Consider the following 19,023-nt stretch of genomic DNA (forward strand, 5'->3'; position numbering starts at 1 on the left):
GGGCCGTGGGGCCACCTCCCCGCGGCCCGGCACCCCCGGAAGGAGCAGCCCGTGCTCGGCTGGTTCGACGCGAACCTCGTCAGCATCCTCAACGGCTTCGCCATCGGCGCGCTGCTGTTCGTCCTGGCCGTCGGGCTGTCCATCGTCTTCGGGATGATGGACGTGCTGAACCTGGCCCACGGCGCGTTCTTCCTCGTCGGCTCCTACCTGGCGGTCAGCTTCGTCGCCGGCGACTCCTGGGGCGGGTTCCTCACCGCGCTGGGCGTCGCCGCCCTCGTCGGCCTCCTGGCCGGCGGCGCCCTGTCGGGCATGACCGAGCCGCTGGCCCGGCGGCCGGTCCTCGACCAGGCGCTGCTCACCCTGGGCATCTCGCTGGTCGTGGCCGAGGTCCTGTCCATCGTCTACGGCAACGACGTCCGCTCGGTCTCCCCGCCGCCCGGCCTCGACGGCAGCGTGGCCGTCGCCGGCAACGCGTACCCCACCTACCGGCTGCTGGTCATCGGGGTCGGGCTGGTCCTGGCCCTGGTCGTCTGGCTGGTCGTGGAGAAGACCTCCGTGGGCGCGCTGGTCCGCGCCAGCGTCGCCGACCGCGAGATGGTCTCGGCGATGGGCATCGACAACCGCAAGGTGAAGGTCGCCGTCCTCGGCATCGGGTCGATGCTGGCCACCGTGGCGGGCGTGCTCGCCGCCCCGGTGTACGGCGCCCGGCCGGGGCTGGACGAGACGATCCTGCTGCTGGCCCTGGTGGTCGTCGTCATCGGGGGCCTGGGGTCCATCCGGGGCGCACTCATCGGGGCGCTGGTGATCGGGCAGGTCGAGTCGCTCGGCCGCGCGCTGCTGCCCGACCTCGCCTCGTTCATCCTCTTCGGCACCCTCGCCCTGGTCCTCATCGTCCGGCCCCGTGGACTCTTCGCCGGGAAGGTGGCCCACTCATGAGTGTGGACAGCCCCCCAGTCGTCAGCACCGCCGACGGGGCCCCGGTCGCGGCTGCCGGACCGCGGCGCCGCAACCGGCCGCTCGCCGTCGTCCTGGGCCTGGCCCTGCTCGCGGTGCTCGCCGCCGTCCCCCTGTTCGTCGACCCGTTCGGCACGAACACCGTCTCCCGGATCCTCGTCTTCGCGCTGTTCGCGATGAGCCTGGACCTGCTGGTCGGCCTGACCGGGCTGCCCTCGCTGGGCCACGCCGCCTGGTTCGGCATCGGCGCCTACACCGCGGGGCTGGTGGCGATCCACTGGAGTGCCGAGGGGGTGGTCACGGTGCTGGCCGCCGCGGTCGCCGGCGCGGTGGCGGCCGCGGCCACCGGCTGGCTGGCGGTGCGCAGCGGCGGGGTCTTCTTCCTCATGCTCACCCTCGCGATCGGCGAGCTGGTGCACCAGCTCGCCCAGTCGCTGTCGTCGGTCACCGGCGGCTCCAACGGCCTGTTCGGCATCCCGTCGATCCGGCTCGCCGGCACCCCGCTGACGCTGGCCGGGTACGTCTACTGGTTCGTGCTGGCGGTCGTGCTGCTCGGCGCGCTCGGCCTCTGGCTGGTGGCCTCCTCCCCCTTCGGCGGCGTGCTGCGCGGGATCCGCGACAACGAGGCCCGGATGCGTTCACTGGGGTACTCGCCGTTCCGCTACAAGTACCTGGCCTTCGCCATCGCCGGCGGGTTCGCCGGGCTGGCCGGTGGGCTGTTCGCCGGCCTGGTCCGGATCGTCAACCCGAGCGACACCGGCTTCACCACCAGCGCGCTCATGCTGCTGGCCGTGGTCCTCGGCGGCGCCGGCTCGCTGTGGGGGCCGGCGCTCGGCGCGGCGGTCGTCGTCCTCGTCCGGGACACCTTCGGGCCGACGCTGGACGGGCACGGCCCGCTGTTGCTCGGCCTGGTCTTCATCGTGGCGGTGTACGTGCTGCCCCGCGGCGTCGCGGGCCTGGCCGGCCTGCGCCGGGCCGCCCTCCCCGGCCGCCGGGGCGCGCGGGAGCGTTCGGCATGAGCGCACCCCTGCTGTCCCTGTCCGGGGTGAGCCGCTCCTTCGGCGCCCTCACCGCCGTGGACGACGTCACCCTCGACGTCCCGCCCGGCGCCCGGCACGCCCTCATCGGCCCCAACGGCGCGGGCAAGAGCACGCTGTTCAAGCTGGTCACCGGGTCGTTGCGGGTCTCCGCGGGCACCATCGCCCTCGCGGGGGACGACGTCACGCGGCTGCCGGAGCCCCAGCGCGCACGGCGCGGCATCAGCCAGACGCTGCAGCACTCCAGCCTGTTCCTCAGCCAGACGGTGGAGCAGAACGTGCTGCTGGCCGCCCAGCGCCGGCACCGCACCCGGCACTCGCTGGTCCCGCGCCGGCAGGCCGCCGCCCGCGCGCGGGTGCGGGAGCTGCTCGACGACGTCGGCCTCGCGGCGCGCGCCGGGACGCCCGTCGCCGCGCTCTCCCACGGCGAGCGGCGCCAGCTGGAGGTGGCGGTCGCGCTGGCCTGCGAGCCGCGGCTGCTGCTGCTCGACGAGCCCGCCGCCGGCATGTCGCCGGCGGAGAGCGCCCGGCTGGTGGCGCTGCTCCAGGCCCTGCCGGAGTCGGTGACGCTGGTGATCGTCGAGCACGACCTCGACGTCGTGTTCGCCCTCGCCACGTCGGTGACGGTGCTGCACCTGGGCCGGGTGCTGCTGACCGGCTCCCCCGACGAGGTGCGGGCCAGCGCGGCGGTGCAGGAGGCCTACCTCGGCACCGGGCGCGGCGCCCTGTTCCTGGACGGCACCGGTCCGGCGTCCCTGGAGGTGAGCTGAGTGCTCGAGGTCCGCGGGCTGCGGTCCGGCTACAAGCGCAGCACGGTCCTGCAGGGGGTCGACCTCGACGTCCCCGACGGCCGCGTGGTGGGCCTGCTCGGTCGCAACGGCGTCGGCAAGACCACGCTGATCCACACCCTCATGGGCCTGGTGACGCCGTCGGCGGGGTCGGTCCGCCTGGACGGCGCCGACCTCACCGGCCGCCGCCCCGACGTCGTGGCGCGGGCCGGGGTGGCGCTGGTGCCGCAGGGCCGGCGGGTGTGGGCTCCGCTGACCGTCACCGAGCACCTGGACCTCGCCGCCCGCCGCGGCCGCGGGCGCGGCCCGTGGGACCTGCCGCGGGTGGTCGGGTTGCTGCCCCGGCTCGGCGAGCGCCTCCGGCACACCGCCGGGCAGCTCTCCGGCGGGGAGCAGCAGATGCTCGCCATCGCGCGGGCGCTGCTCACCAACCCCCGGCTGGTGCTCATGGACGAGCCCTCCGACGGGCTGGCCCCCGCCGTCGTGGACCTGATCGGCGAGGCCGTCGCCGGCATGAAGGCCGAGGGCGTGACCCTCGTGGTGGTCGAGCAGGACCTCCACCTCGCCTTCGCCGTCGCCGACGAGATCGCCGTCATGGACAAGGGCCGGGTCGTGCACCGCTCCCCCACGCTGGAGTTCCGCAGCGACAGCTCCGTCGCGGCCGCGCTGCTCGGCGTGGCCTGACGGCCTGGCGCTACATCAGGACAGCCTCTTGCGCGTCATCGTGTAGCACGTCAGGATGGGTGGCGGGCGTCACACGCCCGGCGCCGGCAACTCCCTGGAGGTCCCGTGACAACCCTCGACGACCGAACGGCTGCGACGACGGAGGGCCCGGGTCCCGTCGCCGAGCCGGCCGCGACCACCGAGGTCTCCTTCGACACGTCCCCCGAGGCCTACCGCCACTGGACGCTGTCGGTCGACGGCGAGATCGCCACGCTGACCCTCGACGTCGCCGAGGACGGCGGCATCGTGCCCGGCTACGAGCTGAAGATGAACAGCTACGACCTCGGCGTGGACATCGAGCTGCACGACGCGGTCCAGCGGATCCGGTTCGAGCACCCCGAGGTCAAGGCGGTGGTCGTCACCAGCGCCAAGGAGCGGATGTTCTGCGCCGGCGCCAACATCAAGATGCTGGCCGCCTCCCCGCACAGCTGGAAGGTGAACTTCTGCAAGTTCACCAACGAGACCCGCAACGGCTTCGAGGACGCCAGCGCCCACTCCGGCCTGCCCTTCCTCGCCGCGGTGAACGGCACCGCGGCCGGCGGCGGCTACGAGCTGGCGCTGGCCTGCGACCAGATCGTGCTGGTCGACGACAACTCCTCCGCCGTCTCGCTGCCCGAGGTCCCGCTGCTCGGCGTCCTCCCGGGCACCGGCGGGCTGACCCGCGTGGTCGACAAGCGCGGCGTCCGGCGCGACCTCGCCGACGTCTTCTCCACGACCGCCGAGGGCATCCGCGGCGAGCGGGCGGTGCAGTGGCGCCTGGTCGACGCCAGCGTCAAGGCCCGCGACTTCCCCGCGGAGGTCGCCCGCCGGGCGGCCGGGCTCGCGGCCCGCTCGACCCGGCCCGGCGCCGGCGCCACCGGCGTCGCGCTGACCCCGCTGCGCCGGGAGGCCGACGGCGACACCACCCGCTACGAGCACGTCCGCGTGGTCCTCGACCGGGACTCGGGCACCGCGACGATCACCGTGCTCGGCCCGACCGCCGTCCCGGGCAGTGTCGAGGAGCTGCAGGAGCAGGGGGACGCCGCCTGGCTGCTGGCCGCCACCCGCGAGCTCGACGACACGATCCTGCGGCTGCGCACCAACGAGCTGGCCATCGGCACCTGGCTGCTGCGCACCGAGGGCGACGTCGCCACCGCCGCGGCCTACGACCAGTTCCTGCTGGCCCACCGCGACCACTGGCTGGTCAACGAGACGATCGGCTTCTACCGCCGCACGGTGAAGCGGCTGGACACCACCAGCCGCAGCCTGTTCGCCCTCGTCGAGCCCGGCTCCTGCTTCGTCGGGGCGCTGGCGGAGATCGCCTTCGCCGCCGACCGGCAGTTCATGCTCGAGGGCCAGTTCGAGGAGGACGACGAGCCGCTGCCGCCGGCGGTGATCCGGCTCGACGAGTTCAACACCGGCCTGCTGCCGATGAGCAACGGCCTCTCCCGCCTGCAGGTGCGGTTCCTGGGCAGTGCCGACGAGCTGGCCGCCGCGGAGGCGGCCGTGGACCGCGACCTGCTCGCCGCCGACGCCGCCGGGCTGGGCCTGGTCACCAGCACCCCGGACGACATCGACTGGGAGGACGAGATCCGCCTGGTCGTCGAGGAGCGGGCCAGTTTCTCCCCCGACGCGCTGACCGGCATGGAGGCCAACCTCCGCTTCGCCGGCCGCGAGACCCCCGAGACCAAGGTCTTCGGCCGGCTCACCGCCTGGCAGAACTGGATCTTCCAGCGGCCCAACGCCGCTGGCCCGGAAGGAGCGCTGCGCCGGTACGGCACCGGCAAGCGGGCCGACTACGACAGGAAGCGGGTCTGAGCATGACCACCACGGAGAGCACGCCGCAGACCGGCACGGTGACCGGGGAGTCCCCTGCCCCGACCGGACCGCTGTCGAAGATCGACTACAGCGAGCGCATCCCGAACAACGTCAACCTGGCCGGCGACCGCAAGCTGCAGCGGGCCCTGGAGAGCTGGCAGCCGAAGTTCCTCGACTGGTGGAAGAACCTCGGGCCGTCGATCCCCACGCACGACGTGTACCTGCGCACCGCGATCGCGGTCGGCCGCGACGGCTGGGCGCACTTCGACCGGGTACCGATGGAGCAGTACCGGTGGGGCATCTTCCTGGCCGAGCGCGACCCCGACCGGAAGGTCGCCTTCGGCCAGCACAAGGGCGAGCCGGCCTGGCAGGAGGTCCCCGGCGAGTACCGCTCGGACCTGCGCCGCCTGATCGTCATCCAGGGCGACACCGAACCCGCGTCGGTCGAGCAGCAGCGGCACCTGGGCATGACGGCGCCGTCCCTGTACGACATGCGCAACCTCTTCCAGGTCAACGTGGAGGAGGGCCGCCACCTGTGGGCGATGGTCTACCTGCTGCAGGCCTACTTCGGGAAGGACGGCCGTGAGGAGGCCGAGGAGCTGCTCAAGCGCAACTCCGGCGACTACGACTCCCCGCGCATCCTCGGCGCGTTCAACGAGGAGACCACCGACTGGCTGTCGTTCTTCATGTTCACCTACTTCACCGACCGGGACGGCAAGTACCAGCTCGGCACGCTGAAGGAGAGCGGCTTCGACCCGCTGGCGCGCACCTGCGAGTTCATGCTCAAGGAGGAGGCGCACCACATGTTCGTCGGGACGACGGGCGTGCAGCGCACCGTCCAGCGGACCGCGCAGCTGATGAAGGAGCACGGCACCGACGACATCTGGGAGTACGGCGGGATCCCGCTGTCGGTGATCCAGAAGTACCTGAACTTCCAGTACTCGGTGTCGATGGACCTCTTCGGCTCGGAGGTGTCCTCCAACGCGGCCTCCTACTACACCGCCGGCCTCAAGGGCCGCTGGATGGAGACCCGCCGCAAGGACGACCACCTGCTCACCGACTACACGATGGACGTGCCCGGCATCGAGGGCGGGCGGATGACCACCCGCACCGTGCCGATGCTCAACGCGCTCAACCTCGACCTGCGCAACGAGTACTCCGCCGACTGCGAGAACGGCGTCAAGCGCTGGAACCAGGAGCTGGAGGAGGCGGGGCTGGAGCAGCGGCTGTTCCTCCCCCACCAGGGCTTCAACCGCAAGGTCGGCGCCTTCGCCGGGCACCACGTCACGCCCACCGGCGAGATCGTCGACGAGGCCACCTGGGAGCGCTCGGTGGGCGAGTACCTGCCCACCGCCGAGGACCGCGCGCGGGTCGCCGAGCTGATGGTCCCGCACCACGAGCCGGGCGAGTTCGCCGGCTGGATCGCCCCGCCGTCGGTCGGCATCAACTCGCTGCCGGTCGAGTACGACTACGTCCGATTCTGAGCAGCCTCCAGCGGAGTCGCCGGGGAGCGGGGACCGTCCCCCGGCGACTGCGCCGAGGCAGAAGGGCTGAGCAGCGTGGCCACCCTCGACACCGCCCCCGTCGCACCGTCGCTCCCACCGCCGCCCGGCGCCGAGCCGTTCAACGCCGCCGAGTGGCTGGTCACCCGGCACGCCCGCACCGACCCGGGACGGCGGGCGATCACCGCCATCGACCTCGACGGCAGCGTGCGCACCCTCACCTACGGCGAGCTCGACGACGCGGTCACCCGCTTCGCCGCCGCGCTCATCGCCTCGGGCGTCCGCCCGGAGGAGCGGCTGCTGCTGTGCATGGGCGACACCCCGGAGCTGCTGACCGCCTTCCTCGCCGGCCTGCGCATCGGCGCGGTGCCCGTCCCGGTCAGCACGATGCTCACGCCCAAGGACATCGCGCTGCTCGCCACCGACAGCCGGGCCCGGCTGGTCGCGCTGAGCTCCGAGTTCGCCGGCCTGGCGCCGGCGGTCGGCGGGCTGCGCGACCTCGCCGACGTCGTGGTGCTCGGCGCCGACCGGCTGCCGGACGTCGCCGGCGCGCGGGTGCGCGACTGGGACGCCTTCGTCGCCGCCGGTGCCGACGTCCTGGACCAGGCGGCCACGCCCTACCCCACCGTGGCCGACTCCCCCGCCTTCTGGCTCTACACCTCCGGCACGACCGGCACGCCCAAGGGCGCGATGCACCGGCACGGGTCGCTGCGGGACACCGCCGAGACCTACGCGAGGGACGTCCTGGCCATCGGCCCGGACGACGTCACCTTCTCGGTGGCCAAGTTCTTCTTCGCCTACGGCCTGGGCAACACCCTCACCTTCCCGTTCTCGGTCGGCGCGAGCACCGTGCTCGACCGTGCCCGGCCCAGCCCGGCCAGCACGCTGCGGGTGCTGCAGGAGCACCGGCCGACGCTGTTCTTCGGCGGCCCCACCTACTACGCCGCCCTGCTGGCCGCCGGCCTGCCGGCCGACGCCTTCGCGGGCGTGCGCGCCTGCGTCTCGGCCGGCGAGGCGTTCCCCGCCGCGCTGTTCGAGCGGTTCACCGGCACCTTCGGCGTGGAGATGCTCGACGGCATCGGCTCGACGGAGATGCTGCACATCTTCATCAGCGGTCGGCCGGGGCGGACCCGCGCCGGGTCGACCGGCGAGATCGTCGCCGGCTACGAGGCCAAGATCGTCGACGACGAGGGCGCGCCGGTCCCGGACGGCACCCCCGGCCACCTCTACGTCCGCGGCGACTCCGCGGCCACCGGCTACTGGCAGCGGACCGAGGTGACCCGGCGGGTGTTCCAGGGGCCGTGGGTGCGCACCGGTGACACCTACGTGCGCAGCGCCGACGGCTACTACACCTCGCTGGGCCGCACCGACGACATCATCAAGGCCGGCGGGATCTGGGTCTCCCCCACCGAGGTCGAGGAGCGGCTGCGCCAGCACCCGTCGGTCAACCAGGTGGTCGTGGTGTCCCTGCCCGACGCCGACGGTCTGGACAAGCCGGTCGCCTGCGTCGTCCTCCTGCCCGGCGACGCCACGACCGAGGACGACCTGGTCGGCTTCTGCCGCGAGGGGCTGGCGGCGTTCAAGCGCCCGCGCCACGTGCTGGTCTTCGACGAGCTGCCCACGACCGCCACCGGCAAGCTGCAGCGCTTCCGCATCCGCGAGCTGGCCCTCGACCGGCTCAGCGGCGCCGCGCGCTCCGACAACCTCGCCGCCGCCACCCCGGGAGAGCCCGCGTGACCGGGCTCGCGAGGTCACGTGAGGACACCGCACCGCCACACGCCGGGGCGGGCGACGGCCGCCGGGTCGACGTCGACCTGCTGGTGGTCGGGGCCGGCCCGGCCGGCCTCTACGCCGCCTACTACGCCGGCTTCCGCGGCCTGCGGACCGCCGTCGTCGACAGCCTGCCCGAGCCCGGCGGCCAGGTGATGGCGCTCTACCCGGAGAAGATGATCTACGACGTCGCCGGCTTCCCCGGCATCAAGGGCCGCGACCTCGTCGCCGGCCTGGTCCAGCAGGCTGCCCGCTTCGACCCGGTGTACGTCCTCGGCGAGCGCGCGGAGACGCTCACCGACGAGGCCGGCCACCGCCCGCGCGCCGGCGCCCGCCTCGTGGTCACCACCGACAAGGGGACCCGCATCTGCTGCGGCGCCGTGGTGGTCACCGGCGGCATCGGCACCTTCACCCCCCGCCCGCTGCCCGGCGGCGCGGCATGGGAGGGCCGCGGGCTGACCTACGTGGTCAAGGAGCTCGCCGCGCACGCCGGGCAGGACGTCGTCATCGTCGGCGGCGGGGACAGCGCCGTCGACTGGGCCCTGGCGCTGGAGCCCATCGCCGCCTCGGTCACCCTGGTGCACCGGCGCAGGCACTTCCGGGCGCACGCCGCCAGCGTCGCCGACCTGGAGCGCGGCCGGACCGTGATCGTCACCGACGCCCAGGTCGACTCCCTCGAGGGCGAGGACGTGCTGCACACCGTGCACGTGCGCACCAAGGACGGCACGGTCACCCCGCACAAGGCACAGTCGGTCATCGCCGCCCTGGGGTTCACCGCCGACATCGGCCCGCTGGAGACCTGGGGGATCGAGATCGTCGACCGCAAGATCCTCGTCGACACCGCCATGCGCACCTCGGTGCCCGGCGTCTACTCGGCCGGGGACATCACCGAGTACGCGGGCAAGGTGCGGTTGATCGCGGTCGGTTTCGGGGAGGCAGCGACGGCGGTCAACAACGCCGCCACCTACCTCGACCCCGACCAGCCCCTCTTCCCCGGCCACAGCAGCGACGACCCCGCCGGCATCGGCGCCGCCGCCCACGCCTGAGCCCGCCCGCAGCCACAGGAGGAGCCCCGTGCCCTACGTCATCGGCGCCGAGTGCATCGACACCACCGACATGTCGTGTGTCGAGGAGTGTCCGGTCGACTGCATCTACGAGGGGGACCGCAAGCTCTACATCAACCCCAAGGAGTGCATCGACTGCGGCGCCTGCGAGCCGGTGTGCCCGGTGGAGGCGATCGCCCAGGACCGCCGGGTGAGCGAGGAGAACGAGCCGCACATCGACGACAACCGGCGCTTCTTCGTGGAGGTGCTGCCCGGCCGCGACGCCCCGCTGGGCAGCCCCGGCGGCGCCTCCAAGGTCGGCCGGATCGGCGTGGACACCGAGCTCGTCGCCGAGCACGCCTGACCGATGCGGGTCGTCCTCACCCTCGGCAGCGACCAGACCGCCGTCGCCGCCGAGGCCCGCGCCGCGGAGGCCGCCGGCTACGACGGGATCGCCAGCGGGGAACACCTGTTCTTCCACAGCCCGCACCCGAACGGCTTCGTCGCGCTCGCCGCGGCCGCCGGGGCCACCACGGACATCCGGCTGCTCAGCTCGCTGACCGTCCTGCCGCTGTACCCGGCGGCCCTGGCCGCGAAGCTGGCCACCACGCTGGACCGGGTCAGCGGCGGCCGGTTCGACCTGGGCGTGGGGGTGGGCGGCGAGCACCCGCCGGAGTTCGTCGCCGCCGGCGTCGACGTCGCCGAGCGCGGCGCCCGGGCCGACGAGGCGCTGGAGCTGTTCCGCGCGCTGTGGGCCGGTGGCCCGGTGGAGTTCGCCGGCCGGTTCACGCAGGTGCCGGGTCTCGCGCTCGACCCCGGGCCCGTGCAGCCGGGTGGGCCGCCGATCTGGCTGGGGGGCCGCCGGCCGCCCGCGATCCGCCGGGCCGGCCGCTTCGCCGACGTCTGGATGCCGTACATGTACACGCCCGAGCAGCTGGCGCGCAGCCTCGCGGAGGTCCGCGAGGCGGCCGAGGCCGCGGGGCGGGACCCCGGCGGGGTGCGCGGTGCGGTCTTCTGCTGGGGCGGGGTGGACGAGGACGCCGCCCGCTCGCGGCGGCAGGTCGTCGAGACGGTGAGCGCCGTCTACCAGCAGGACTTCGACCCGCTGGCCGACCGCTACCTCCTGCACGGTGATCCAGACCGGGTCGCCGCCCGGGCCCGGGAGTACGCCGACGCCGGTGCGGAGACGCTCGTCTTCTCGCCCGTGGGCGCCGATGCCGGCCGTCAGCGGGTGATCGACCTGTTCACCGCCGAGGTGCTGCCGCGCCTGCGCTGACCCGACGGGCGACGGCTGTGCAGGGACCGTCGTCGGGAGGAGGATGCTGGTCGTGCAGGACGACGACGTCGGCCAGCAGGCCGCGCTACGCGCCGAGCAGGCCGCCCACCGGGCCCGGGAGCTGGCCGACCGGCTGCGCCGCATGGCGCAGGAGCGGGGGTCCTCCGCCGACGACGTCCGCGCCGCCCAGCGGCGGGCCGAGGAGGCGGCCGAGAACGCCCGGGTGGCCCTCCACCGGGCCGTGACCGGCCACGAGCGGGCTGCCCGGAGCCACGAGGCGGCCGCGGCAGCACACGAGCAGGCCGCCGCGCACGGCGTCGGTGACCCGGAGGAGCACCGGCGCTGCGCCGCCGATCACCACCGCGAGGCCCAGCAGGACCGCGCCGCGGCCGAGCACGACCGCGCCGGGGTGGCCCCGACCCGTCCCGGCATCCGGGAAGCCTGAGAGGCCCCGGTGACCGACGCCTCCGAACCACCCCGGGGCGGGTCGCACCCGCCCGCCCCCCGGCTCCCGGCACAGGAGGCGCTGGACCGGCTGGCCGATCTGGAGGTCGCCCACGAGGAGCTGCGGGTCGCCGAGGAGGAGGTCCGTGTCCAGCAGGCACAGATCGAACAGCTGCTCGCCCGGTACGAGGCCGAGCGGCGGTGGCGCGGGCAGCTGTCCGGTCTGGTGTCGGTGGCCCTCTGCGTCACCGACGGCACCGGCCGGCTCGTGGACGCCAACCCGGCACTGGCCGACCTCCTGCACGTGCCGCTGCACCTGGTGCGGGGCAAGCCGCTGAGCGTCTTCCTGGGCGCGGGGCACGCCCAGTCGTTCCGGACCGCGGTCGGTGACCTCACCACCCGCGGAGCGCTCGAGCGCCGGCTCCGGGTGACGGTCCGCGGCCGCCGGGCGGAGGAGGAGGTGCCGGTCGACCTGTTCGGCTTCCCGGAGGACGCCACGGCGGTCGGCTCGGCGGCCCACGTGCAGTGGGCACTGGTCCTCGTCCCGGACAAGGACACCGTCGGGCACGTGGGGACGGCGGGCACGGTCTCGGTGATCGAGAGCCTCGGCCTGGCCGCCGCGCTCGCCGAGCTCTCGGCGATGCCGGTCGTCGGCGAGGACCGGCAGCGGCTGCTGACCCGCATGGCCGCGCTGGTGCGCAGCGCGGTGCCGGCCGCCGCCGCGGTGAGCATCACCCTCGGCTCCCCGCTGGAGCCGCAGCAGCTCGGCACCGACTCCACGCTGGCGCAGGAGCTCGACGGCCGGCAGATGCACGCCGAGGAGGGCCCCTGCTGGGAGGCCCTCGTCACCGGCACCCTCGTCGTCACCCCCGACGTCACCACCGACGAGCGGTGGCCCCGGCTGCAGCAGACGCTCGGCGACACCACCGTCCGGGCGGTCCTGGCGATCCCGCTGCACGACGGCGAGCAGGCCGTGGGCGTGGTCAACGTCTACGCCGAGGAGGTGGCCGCCTTCGGGCCGGACAGCCGGCGCATCGCCGAGCTCGTCGCGGCCGCGGTCGGCGGCGTCCTGCAGAGCGCGTCCGAGCGGCAGGCGCTGCGGGACCTCGCCGCCAACCTGGAGAAGGCACTCACCTCCCGCGCGGTGATCGACCAGGCCAAGGGGGTGCTCATGGCCCGGCTCGGCGTCGACGCCGACGACGCGTTCGCCCGGCTGGTCACGCTGAGCAACCGGCTCAACGTCAAGCTGCGCGACCTCGCCCAGCTGGTGGTCTCCGGGCACGCCGACGAGGTGATCGCCGTCTCGGGCCCGTGAGGAGGGGGTCCGCCCTCAGCCCTCGACCGGGTCCATGAGGACGACGGCGCCGGCCCGATCCCCTGCCGCCTGCCAGAAGGCGGAGACCGTCACCCGCACCCGGATCGGCCGGCCGCGCCGGTTCACCGCGTCCACCTCCACCGTGTCGTGCTCGTCGCCGTCCGGGGCGGCGGTGCGCCGCAGGAGCGGGTGCAGCCGCGAGACGGGCAGCCCCACGTCCAGGTCGAGCACGTACCGTCCCTGCACCTCGTCCTGGCGCAGGCCCCACAGGTCCTCGGCCGCGGCGTTCCACACCAGCACCCGCAGGTCGGGGTCGACCACGGCGACGCCCGCCCGGAAGCTGCTGAGCACACCCTGCATGAAGCGGTTGACCGCGATGACCTCCTCGGTGCTGGCCCGCAGCTCCTCGTTGGTCGAGTGGAGCTCGTCGTTCATCGACTGGAGCTCCTCGTTCATCGTCTCCAGTTCCTCGTTGGTCGACTGGAGCTCCTCGTTGGTGGTCTCCAGTTCCTCGACCGTCGACTGGAGCTCCTCGTTGGTGGTCTCCAGTTCCTCGTTGGTCGACTGGAGCTCCTCGTAGGCGGTCTCCAGCTGCCGGTTGGTCACCTCGAGCTCCCGCTGCAGGAGCCGGTAGCGGGTGACGTCGTCGAAGACCACCGTGGTGCCCAGCGACTCGCCGTCCTCACGGAGGATCGGCACGACCTGGATGTCGTACAGCGTCGGGTCTTGGCCCGGCCGGGGCCGCTCGACGCCCCGCAGCCACAGCGGACGGCGGGTCTGCGTGGCCTCCGCGATCGAGGCCCGCAGCTCCACCGGTCGGTAGGAGATCTCCAGGTCCTGGAACGGCCGTCCGATGTCGCGCTGGTCGACCCCGAAGACCCGCTCCGCCTGGTGGTTGACCACCGCGAGCCGGCCCTCGGCGTCCAGGGCGATCTGCGCGGCCGGCCCGGACAGCAGCGCCTCGTGGCGCAGCCGGGCGACGTTCCCGTTGCCGTCGTCGGTGGCCGGCTGCAGTGGTGGCGGCACGGCCCGCCGCTCGAGCACCGGCCCGCCCTCCCGCTTGCGGAAGAAGCGCCGGGTCAGGTCGACGGGGGCGAACAGCTGGTTGTGCGAGAGCAGCATCTCGGCCTTGCCGAGGAAGAGCAGGCCACCGGGGGTGAGGGCGTAGTGCAGCCGGCCGAGGATCCGCGCCTGGGTCTCGGCCGTGAAGTACATGAGGGTGTTCCGGCACAGCAGCAGGTCGACATGGGAGATCGGCGCGTCCTGCACGAGGTCGTTGCGACCGAAGACGACCGAGCGCCGGAGGTCCTTGCGGAAGGCGTAGCGCGTGCCCTCCTGCGTGAAGTGGTCGCGCACCTGGGCCGGCGTCAGCCCGGCCACCTCACCCTCGGTGAACAGTGCCTGCCGGGCGTAGGCGAGCGCGTCCTCGTCGACGTCGGTGGCGTAGATCTTGACCCGTTTGCGGAACTCGTCGGGACCCAGCGCCTCGGCCAGCAGGATCGCCACGCTGTAGGCCTCCTGCCCCGAGGCGCAGCCGGCGCTCCACACCCGGATCGCCGGACCGGCGGACGCCAGGAGGGCCGGCAGCAGGTCCTCGCGCAGGTGGTCCCAGGCCGACCGGTCGCGGAAGAAGCCGGTGACGTTGATGAGGATGGTGTTGAACAGCGGCGTGAACTCGTCGGGGTGGACCTCGAGGTGGTCCTGGTAGTCGGCGATGGAGTCGATGCCGACCTCGGCCATGCGCCGCCGCACCCGCCGGACGAGGCTGGGCCGCTTGTACCCGGTGAAGTCGAAACCCCGCCGCTCGCGGAGGTAGACCAGCAGCGCCTCGAAGTCGGGGTCCAGCCCCGCGTGCGCCGGGTCCGGTCCCGCGGCAGCGCCGTCAGGGCCGGGCACGTCGTCGTCGACGTCGGTCAGCACGTCGTCGGCGTCCTCCGCGTCCGGCAGGGCGTCGCCGGGCCTGACCGGCTCACGGTCGGGTCGCGTCCCCATCGGCTCAGGCCTCCCCGGCCTCGTCCGGCACCGCGGTCGCACTCAGCTCGCCCCGGTGCAGCAGCCGGCGCAGCAGCGAGGCGGCGTCCTGCGCCTCGTCGTGCCGCTGCCGGAAGTGCGTGGCGCTGTGGCGGTGCCCGCGCTCCTCCGCGCGCCGGCCCATGTGCAGGCTGAGCGCGGCCCGCTCCTCCAGGCCCCGCAGCGCCATCCACAGTGCGCCCTCCAGGGCCTGCGACTGCTCCTCGGCCAGGGCCTCCGGCGACCAGGCGTGACCCACCCGGCAGCGGTACCGCTCCATGCCCCCCTCGGTGATGGTGAACAGCGCGCCGTGGCAGGTGGGACACCCGAACCCCGACGGGGTGCCCGGTCGCTCGTCGTCGTCGTAGGCGTCGCCGTCGAGCTCGGCCATGGCGGTCTCCGTCTCCATGAGCTCCGAGGGTGGCGGGACCTCGGCGGCCGCGACCCCCTCCTCCAGCAAGCGGGTCAGCAGCGCCCCCATCTCGGCCAGCGGCACCGCGTGGTCGGCCCCCCCGACCTCCAGTGCGTGCTCCGGCATGCTGCGGTACATGGCGTCCTCGGGGTCCTGGACGACGCCGACGCCGCCGCGGCTGCGCACCGCGACCATCCCCGCCGTGCCGTCGTCCAGCGCCCCGGAGAGCACGACGGCGACCACGCGCGGCCCGGCGCTGCGTGCGGCCGAGCGGAAGAGGACGTCGACGGCCGGCCGGTGCCCGTTCTCCCGTGGTCCGCGGGCGAGGTGGACGCGGTCACCCACGACCATGAGGTGCTGGTCGGGCACGGCCACCGTCACGGTGCCCACCTCCAGCGGCGCGCCGTCCTCCGCCGGCCGCACGGGCAGCTCCGACACCCGTGCCAGGACCGCCGGCAGGGCGCTGCGGGCGCTCGGGGGCATGTGCAGGACCACGAGGACGGCGGCCGACAGGTCGGCCGGCAGGCCGGCGAGGAGGTCGCGCAGTGCCTCCACCCCACCGGCGGAGGCACCGACCACCACCAGGTCACGCCGAGTCGCCACGAGTTCTCGCCCATCCCGTCACGGTCGCCGCGTCGATCCGCAGCGCGCAGTGGGTCGTGCCCCTGAACGGTATCCCTGCCCGGTGGTGCGAGCGTCCGGCGCGGCGCGGGGATCGTTGATACGGTCCGACCGGGTCGAAGCTCCGGCCCCGCGCACGTCGGTGCGCACGCTCTTCCTGCCCGAAGCTCCCCTTCCCGGGCCCGGACACCGTTGCGGGGTCCACCGTGCTCGCTCGTACTCCCGGGTCGTCCCGCGATCCGTCCCCCCACCCGCTGCTGGTCTCGGTCGACCTGCGCGCCGGCCGCGTCCAGGTCAGCGGCGATCTCGACCGCGGCTGCGCCCACCACCTCCTCGACGCCCTGGCCGCGCTCGCCCTCACCGCCCACCCGGTGTGGACCGTCGACGGCGCGCGGATCACCTTCTGCGACACCGTCGGGCTGCGTGCGCTCGCGCGGGCCCGGGTGGTGGCCGGCAGCCGCGGCCGCACGGTGCGGCTGGTCGGTCTGCGGCCGCACCTGGTGCACCTCGTGGAGGTGGCCGGGCTGGGCCACCTGCTCGCCGAGCGGCAGCCGCCGTCCTCTCCCCACCGACGACCCCCGCCCGCTCGGCCCGCGCCCGCCGACCCCGCCCGGGAGGCGCCCGGTCAGGCCCTGGGCTGCAGGACGAAGTCGTAGCGCGCCTCGAGCCAGGGCCGGTCGATCGACCCACCGTCCGGCGTGGGGCCCGGCTCCCGCTCCTCGAAGCGGACGACCAGCTCCTCCTTGGTCCCGAAGACCACGTCGCTGTCGAGGTACTGCGCCCCCTCCTGGAACAGGTGGGTGATCAGCGGCTCGAAGCCGGGCACGTCCAGCAGGAAGTGGATGTGCGCCGGCCGGAAGTGGCTGATCTCCGTCTGCGACACGAGCTCCCCGACCGGGCCGTCCATCGGGATGCTGTACCCCAGCGGCGCGACGGTGCGCACGCAGTAGCTGCCGTCCTCGCGGGTCCGGTACTTGCCACGCAGCCGGGCCTCGTCCACGTCGGCGTACTGGGACTCGTACAGCCCCTCGTTGTCGGCCTGCCACATGTCCAGCACGGCCCCGGCCACGGGGGCGCCGTCCAGGTCGCGCACCACGCCGGTCACGTAGAGCGGTGTGCCGGGCAGCCCCTGCGACATGTCGGCGCCGAACTCCAGCTCGGGCGAGCCCTCGATGTGGAAGGGCCCCAGCACGGTGGCAGGGGTCGCCCGGGGATCGAGCCGGTGGTTCATCTGGACGACGAGCATCGACAGCCCCAGGACGTCGGACGCGAGGATGAACTCCTCCCGCTTGTCGTCGCTGATCTGCCCGGTGCGCGTGAGCCACTGCACCGCGGCCATCCACTCCGCCTCGGTCAGCCGGACCTCGCGCGCGAAGGCGTGCAGGTGCCGCACGAGCGCCGTCATCAGCTCGGCGAGCCGTGGGTCCTTCGCCGTCGCCCAGCGCTCCTCGGCGAGAGCGGTGATGTTCTCCTCGGTGACCAGCTGCACGGGTCCTCCTCCTCGGTGGTCGGGCGACGGCGGGCACCGTCGCCGCATTGTCGTCCGCCGGTGACCCCCGCGGGGGACGCGGCGGCGCCGTCGCCGCCTCCCTCCGGGGAGTGGTGGCCGGCCCGCGGGACGCTGCTGCCGGGCGGCCGTCGGGGAAGATGACGGCGACGGTCCGGCGCACCCGCGCCGGCGGCAGGGACCGGGGGGAACGCGATGGCCGGGCGCGGGACGGGACCGGACTTCGTCGAGGCGCTGGCCCGCGGCCTCGACGTCATCGCCGCCTTCGGCCCCGACCGGCCGGCCATGTCGCTCACCGAGGTGGCCGCCGCCGCGGGCCTGGCGCGGCCCACCGCCCGCCGCCTGCTGCTGACGCTGGAGGAGCTCGGTCTCGTCCGCTCCGCCGGCGGGGTGTTCCAGCTGACCCCGCGGGTGCTGGCGCTGGGCACGGCCTACGTCAGCGCGCTGGGCCTGTGGGACATCGCCCGCCCGCACCTGGAGGCCCTCGTCGCGCAGACCGGCGAGTCGTCGTCCATGGCCCAGCTCGACGGCTCCGACATCGTGTACGTGGCCCGGGTGGCGGTGCCGAGGATCATCACCCTGCGCGTGGAGATCGGCACCCGGTTCCCGGCCGTGCGCACCTCGCAGGGGAAGGTGCTGCTGGCCGCCCTCTCCCCCGACGAGCTGGACGCCGCCCTCGCCCAGCCCAGCCGGGCGGGCCTGCCGCCGGCACCGCAGCCGGACGCCGACCGGCTGCGCGACGAGCTGGTCGAGGTCCGCGCGCGCGGCTGGGCGCTGGCCGACGAGGAGCTGGCCCCGGGCATCCGGTCGGTGGCGGTCCCGGTGCGTGACGGCAGCGGCACGGTGCGCGCCGCCATGAACGTCACCGTGCACGCGGCCGAGACCTCCACCGAACGACTGGTGCAGGAGCACCTGCCGCGGCTGCTGCAGACCGCCGGGCACGTCAGCGCCGAGTGGGCCCTGTGGCAGTCGCGGCCGCACGTGGAGGTCGCCCGGCCGGCGGCCGGGGACACCGCTTCGGCCTGAGGACCCGGGCCGGCCGCCCGGTCACGGCAGCTCGAGCGCGGCGTGCGTGCCGAACACGCGGCCGTGGTAGGTCAGCGGCTGCCCCTCGGTGGTCTCGGCCGCGACCACCGTGCCGAGGGCGACCACGTGGTCCCCACCGTCGACCAGCGTGGCGACCTCGCAGGCCAGCCAGCCCGGGGCGCCCGGCAGCCGGGGCAGGTCGTGGTCGACGTCCCACCGGACGCCGGAGAACTTGCCCGTGCCCCCCTTGCGCGCGAACGCCAGCGCGAGGTGCGACTGGTGCGCGCCCAGGACGTTGACCCCGAACCGCCCCGACTCCCGGACGACGGCGAGCAGGTCCGAGCCCCGGTCGAGGCTCACCAGCACCATGGGCGGGGTCATCGACAGCGAGGCGAACGCGCTGACCGTCGTCCCGTGCGGGAGGCCGCCGGAGGTGCTTGTGACGACCGAGACCGGCGTCGGCACCCCGGCCATCACCTCGCGGAACCGGGCCTGCAGCTCGGGGTCGACCGGCGCGGGCTCGACGGGCGCGGCCTCCACCGAGGGCGTGTCCGGCTGGGCGGGCTGGGTCATGAGGGGTTCCTCCCGGGGTCGTCGGAGGGGTGGACCGGGTCGGCGCCGTCCCCGTCCGGCGACGCCCGCCGGAACGCGGTCGCGGCGGCGTCCGTGCAGGGGCCGTACTCCACCAGCCGATCCTGCCGGGGCGGATGGGTCACCGCCCCAGGAGAGCCACCTCAGGTGGGACGGAACGGTGACAGGAGCCACACCCCCATGTCAACCGTCTGACGGTCAGGTGTC

At 74.2% G+C, this 19,023-nt stretch carries 18 protein-coding genes; 14 read left to right on the top strand and 4 right to left on the bottom strand.

Going from position 1 to position 19,023, the window contains the following annotated elements:
- From ACI78V_RS13255 to ACI78V_RS13310, 12 genes are all read left to right on the top strand, one after another.
- Window positions 1-936 (top strand): branched-chain amino acid ABC transporter permease (locus ACI78V_RS13255; protein WP_456851413.1); only part of this gene is annotated, 936 nt, incomplete at its 5' end.
- On the top strand, window positions 933-1,973 hold the full coding sequence (locus ACI78V_RS13260) for a branched-chain amino acid ABC transporter permease (RefSeq protein ID WP_456851415.1): 1,041 nt from the start codon (window positions 933-935) through the stop codon (window positions 1,971-1,973). The genes ACI78V_RS13255 and ACI78V_RS13260, both read left to right, overlap by 4 nt.
- Window positions 1,970-2,761 (top strand): ABC transporter ATP-binding protein, encoded by a 792-nt coding sequence (locus ACI78V_RS13265; protein ID WP_456851417.1) that lies wholly within the window; start codon window positions 1,970-1,972, stop codon window positions 2,759-2,761. Before ACI78V_RS13260 ends, ACI78V_RS13265 begins: the two co-directional genes overlap by 4 nt.
- Window positions 2,762-3,463 (top strand): ABC transporter ATP-binding protein, encoded by a 702-nt coding sequence (locus ACI78V_RS13270; protein ID WP_456851419.1) that lies wholly within the window; start codon window positions 2,762-2,764, stop codon window positions 3,461-3,463.
- Between the two features lie 105 nt (window positions 3,464-3,568).
- On the top strand, window positions 3,569-5,299 hold the full coding sequence (boxC, locus tag ACI78V_RS13275; RefSeq protein WP_456851421.1) for a 2,3-epoxybenzoyl-CoA dihydrolase: 1,731 nt from the start codon (window positions 3,569-3,571) through the stop codon (window positions 5,297-5,299).
- Window positions 5,300-5,301: 2 nt separating this feature from the next.
- Window positions 5,302-6,783: a benzoyl-CoA 2,3-epoxidase subunit BoxB gene (gene boxB / locus ACI78V_RS13280; protein ID WP_456851423.1), complete on the top strand. Its 1,482-nt coding sequence runs from the start codon at window positions 5,302-5,304 to the stop codon at window positions 6,781-6,783.
- 75 nt (window positions 6,784-6,858) lie between these two features.
- Window positions 6,859-8,538: a benzoate-CoA ligase family protein gene (locus tag ACI78V_RS13285; protein ID WP_456851425.1), complete on the top strand. Its 1,680-nt coding sequence runs from the start codon at window positions 6,859-6,861 to the stop codon at window positions 8,536-8,538.
- Entirely contained in the window at window positions 8,535-9,617 is a 1,083-nt protein-coding gene (locus ACI78V_RS13290) for an NAD(P)/FAD-dependent oxidoreductase (RefSeq protein WP_456851426.1), read from the top strand. Before ACI78V_RS13285 ends, ACI78V_RS13290 begins: the two co-directional genes overlap by 4 nt.
- A gap of 28 nt (window positions 9,618-9,645) precedes the next feature.
- Window positions 9,646-9,978: a ferredoxin gene (gene fdxA, locus ACI78V_RS13295; RefSeq protein WP_456851428.1), complete on the top strand. Its 333-nt coding sequence runs from the start codon at window positions 9,646-9,648 to the stop codon at window positions 9,976-9,978.
- Between the two features lie 3 nt (window positions 9,979-9,981).
- Entirely contained in the window at window positions 9,982-10,890 is a 909-nt protein-coding gene (locus ACI78V_RS13300; RefSeq protein ID WP_456851430.1) for an LLM class flavin-dependent oxidoreductase, read from the top strand.
- A 43-nt stretch (window positions 10,891-10,933) separates the two neighbouring features.
- Entirely contained in the window at window positions 10,934-11,335 is a 402-nt protein-coding gene (locus ACI78V_RS13305; RefSeq protein WP_456851432.1) for a hypothetical protein, read from the top strand.
- 9 nt (window positions 11,336-11,344) lie between these two features.
- Window positions 11,345-12,649 (top strand): ANTAR domain-containing protein, encoded by a 1,305-nt coding sequence (locus ACI78V_RS13310; protein WP_456851433.1) that lies wholly within the window; start codon window positions 11,345-11,347, stop codon window positions 12,647-12,649.
- Window positions 12,650-12,664: 15 nt separating this feature from the next.
- Here ACI78V_RS13310 and ACI78V_RS13315 read toward each other — a convergent pair whose 3' ends face one another.
- Both ACI78V_RS13315 and ACI78V_RS13320 read right to left on the bottom strand, forming a co-directional pair.
- Window positions 12,665-14,641: a CheR family methyltransferase gene (locus ACI78V_RS13315; RefSeq protein WP_456851435.1), complete on the bottom strand. Its 1,977-nt coding sequence runs from the start codon at window positions 14,639-14,641 to the stop codon at window positions 12,665-12,667.
- Between the two features lie 4 nt (window positions 14,642-14,645).
- The gene (locus ACI78V_RS13320) at window positions 14,646-15,674 is read right to left on the bottom strand and encodes a chemotaxis protein CheB (protein ID WP_456851437.1); all 1,029 of its coding nucleotides are present in this window, start codon (window positions 15,672-15,674) and stop codon (window positions 14,646-14,648) included.
- 224 nt (window positions 15,675-15,898) lie between these two features.
- Here ACI78V_RS13320 and ACI78V_RS13325 point away from each other — a divergent pair, with 224 nt between their 5' ends.
- Window positions 15,899-16,348, top strand: coding sequence for an STAS domain-containing protein (locus tag ACI78V_RS13325; RefSeq protein ID WP_456851439.1), 450 nt, complete (start codon window positions 15,899-15,901; stop codon window positions 16,346-16,348).
- On the opposite strand, the gene ACI78V_RS13330 is transcribed toward ACI78V_RS13325, so the two are convergent.
- Window positions 16,318-17,181, bottom strand: a complete 864-nt coding sequence (locus ACI78V_RS13330; RefSeq protein WP_456851441.1) for a dioxygenase family protein — start codon at window positions 17,179-17,181, stop codon at window positions 16,318-16,320. The genes ACI78V_RS13325 and ACI78V_RS13330 overlap by 31 nt on opposite strands.
- A gap of 213 nt (window positions 17,182-17,394) precedes the next feature.
- Between ACI78V_RS13330 and ACI78V_RS13335 the strand changes: the two genes are divergently transcribed.
- The gene (locus ACI78V_RS13335) at window positions 17,395-18,225 is read left to right on the top strand and encodes an IclR family transcriptional regulator domain-containing protein (RefSeq protein ID WP_456851443.1); all 831 of its coding nucleotides are present in this window, start codon (window positions 17,395-17,397) and stop codon (window positions 18,223-18,225) included.
- Between the two features lie 21 nt (window positions 18,226-18,246).
- Here ACI78V_RS13335 and ACI78V_RS13340 read toward each other — a convergent pair whose 3' ends face one another.
- Window positions 18,247-18,798: a flavin reductase family protein gene (locus ACI78V_RS13340; protein WP_456851445.1), complete on the bottom strand. Its 552-nt coding sequence runs from the start codon at window positions 18,796-18,798 to the stop codon at window positions 18,247-18,249.
- Window positions 18,799-19,023 lie beyond the last annotated feature (225 nt).

It is taken from the genome of Geodermatophilus sp. SYSU D00742 (assembly GCF_054049935.1).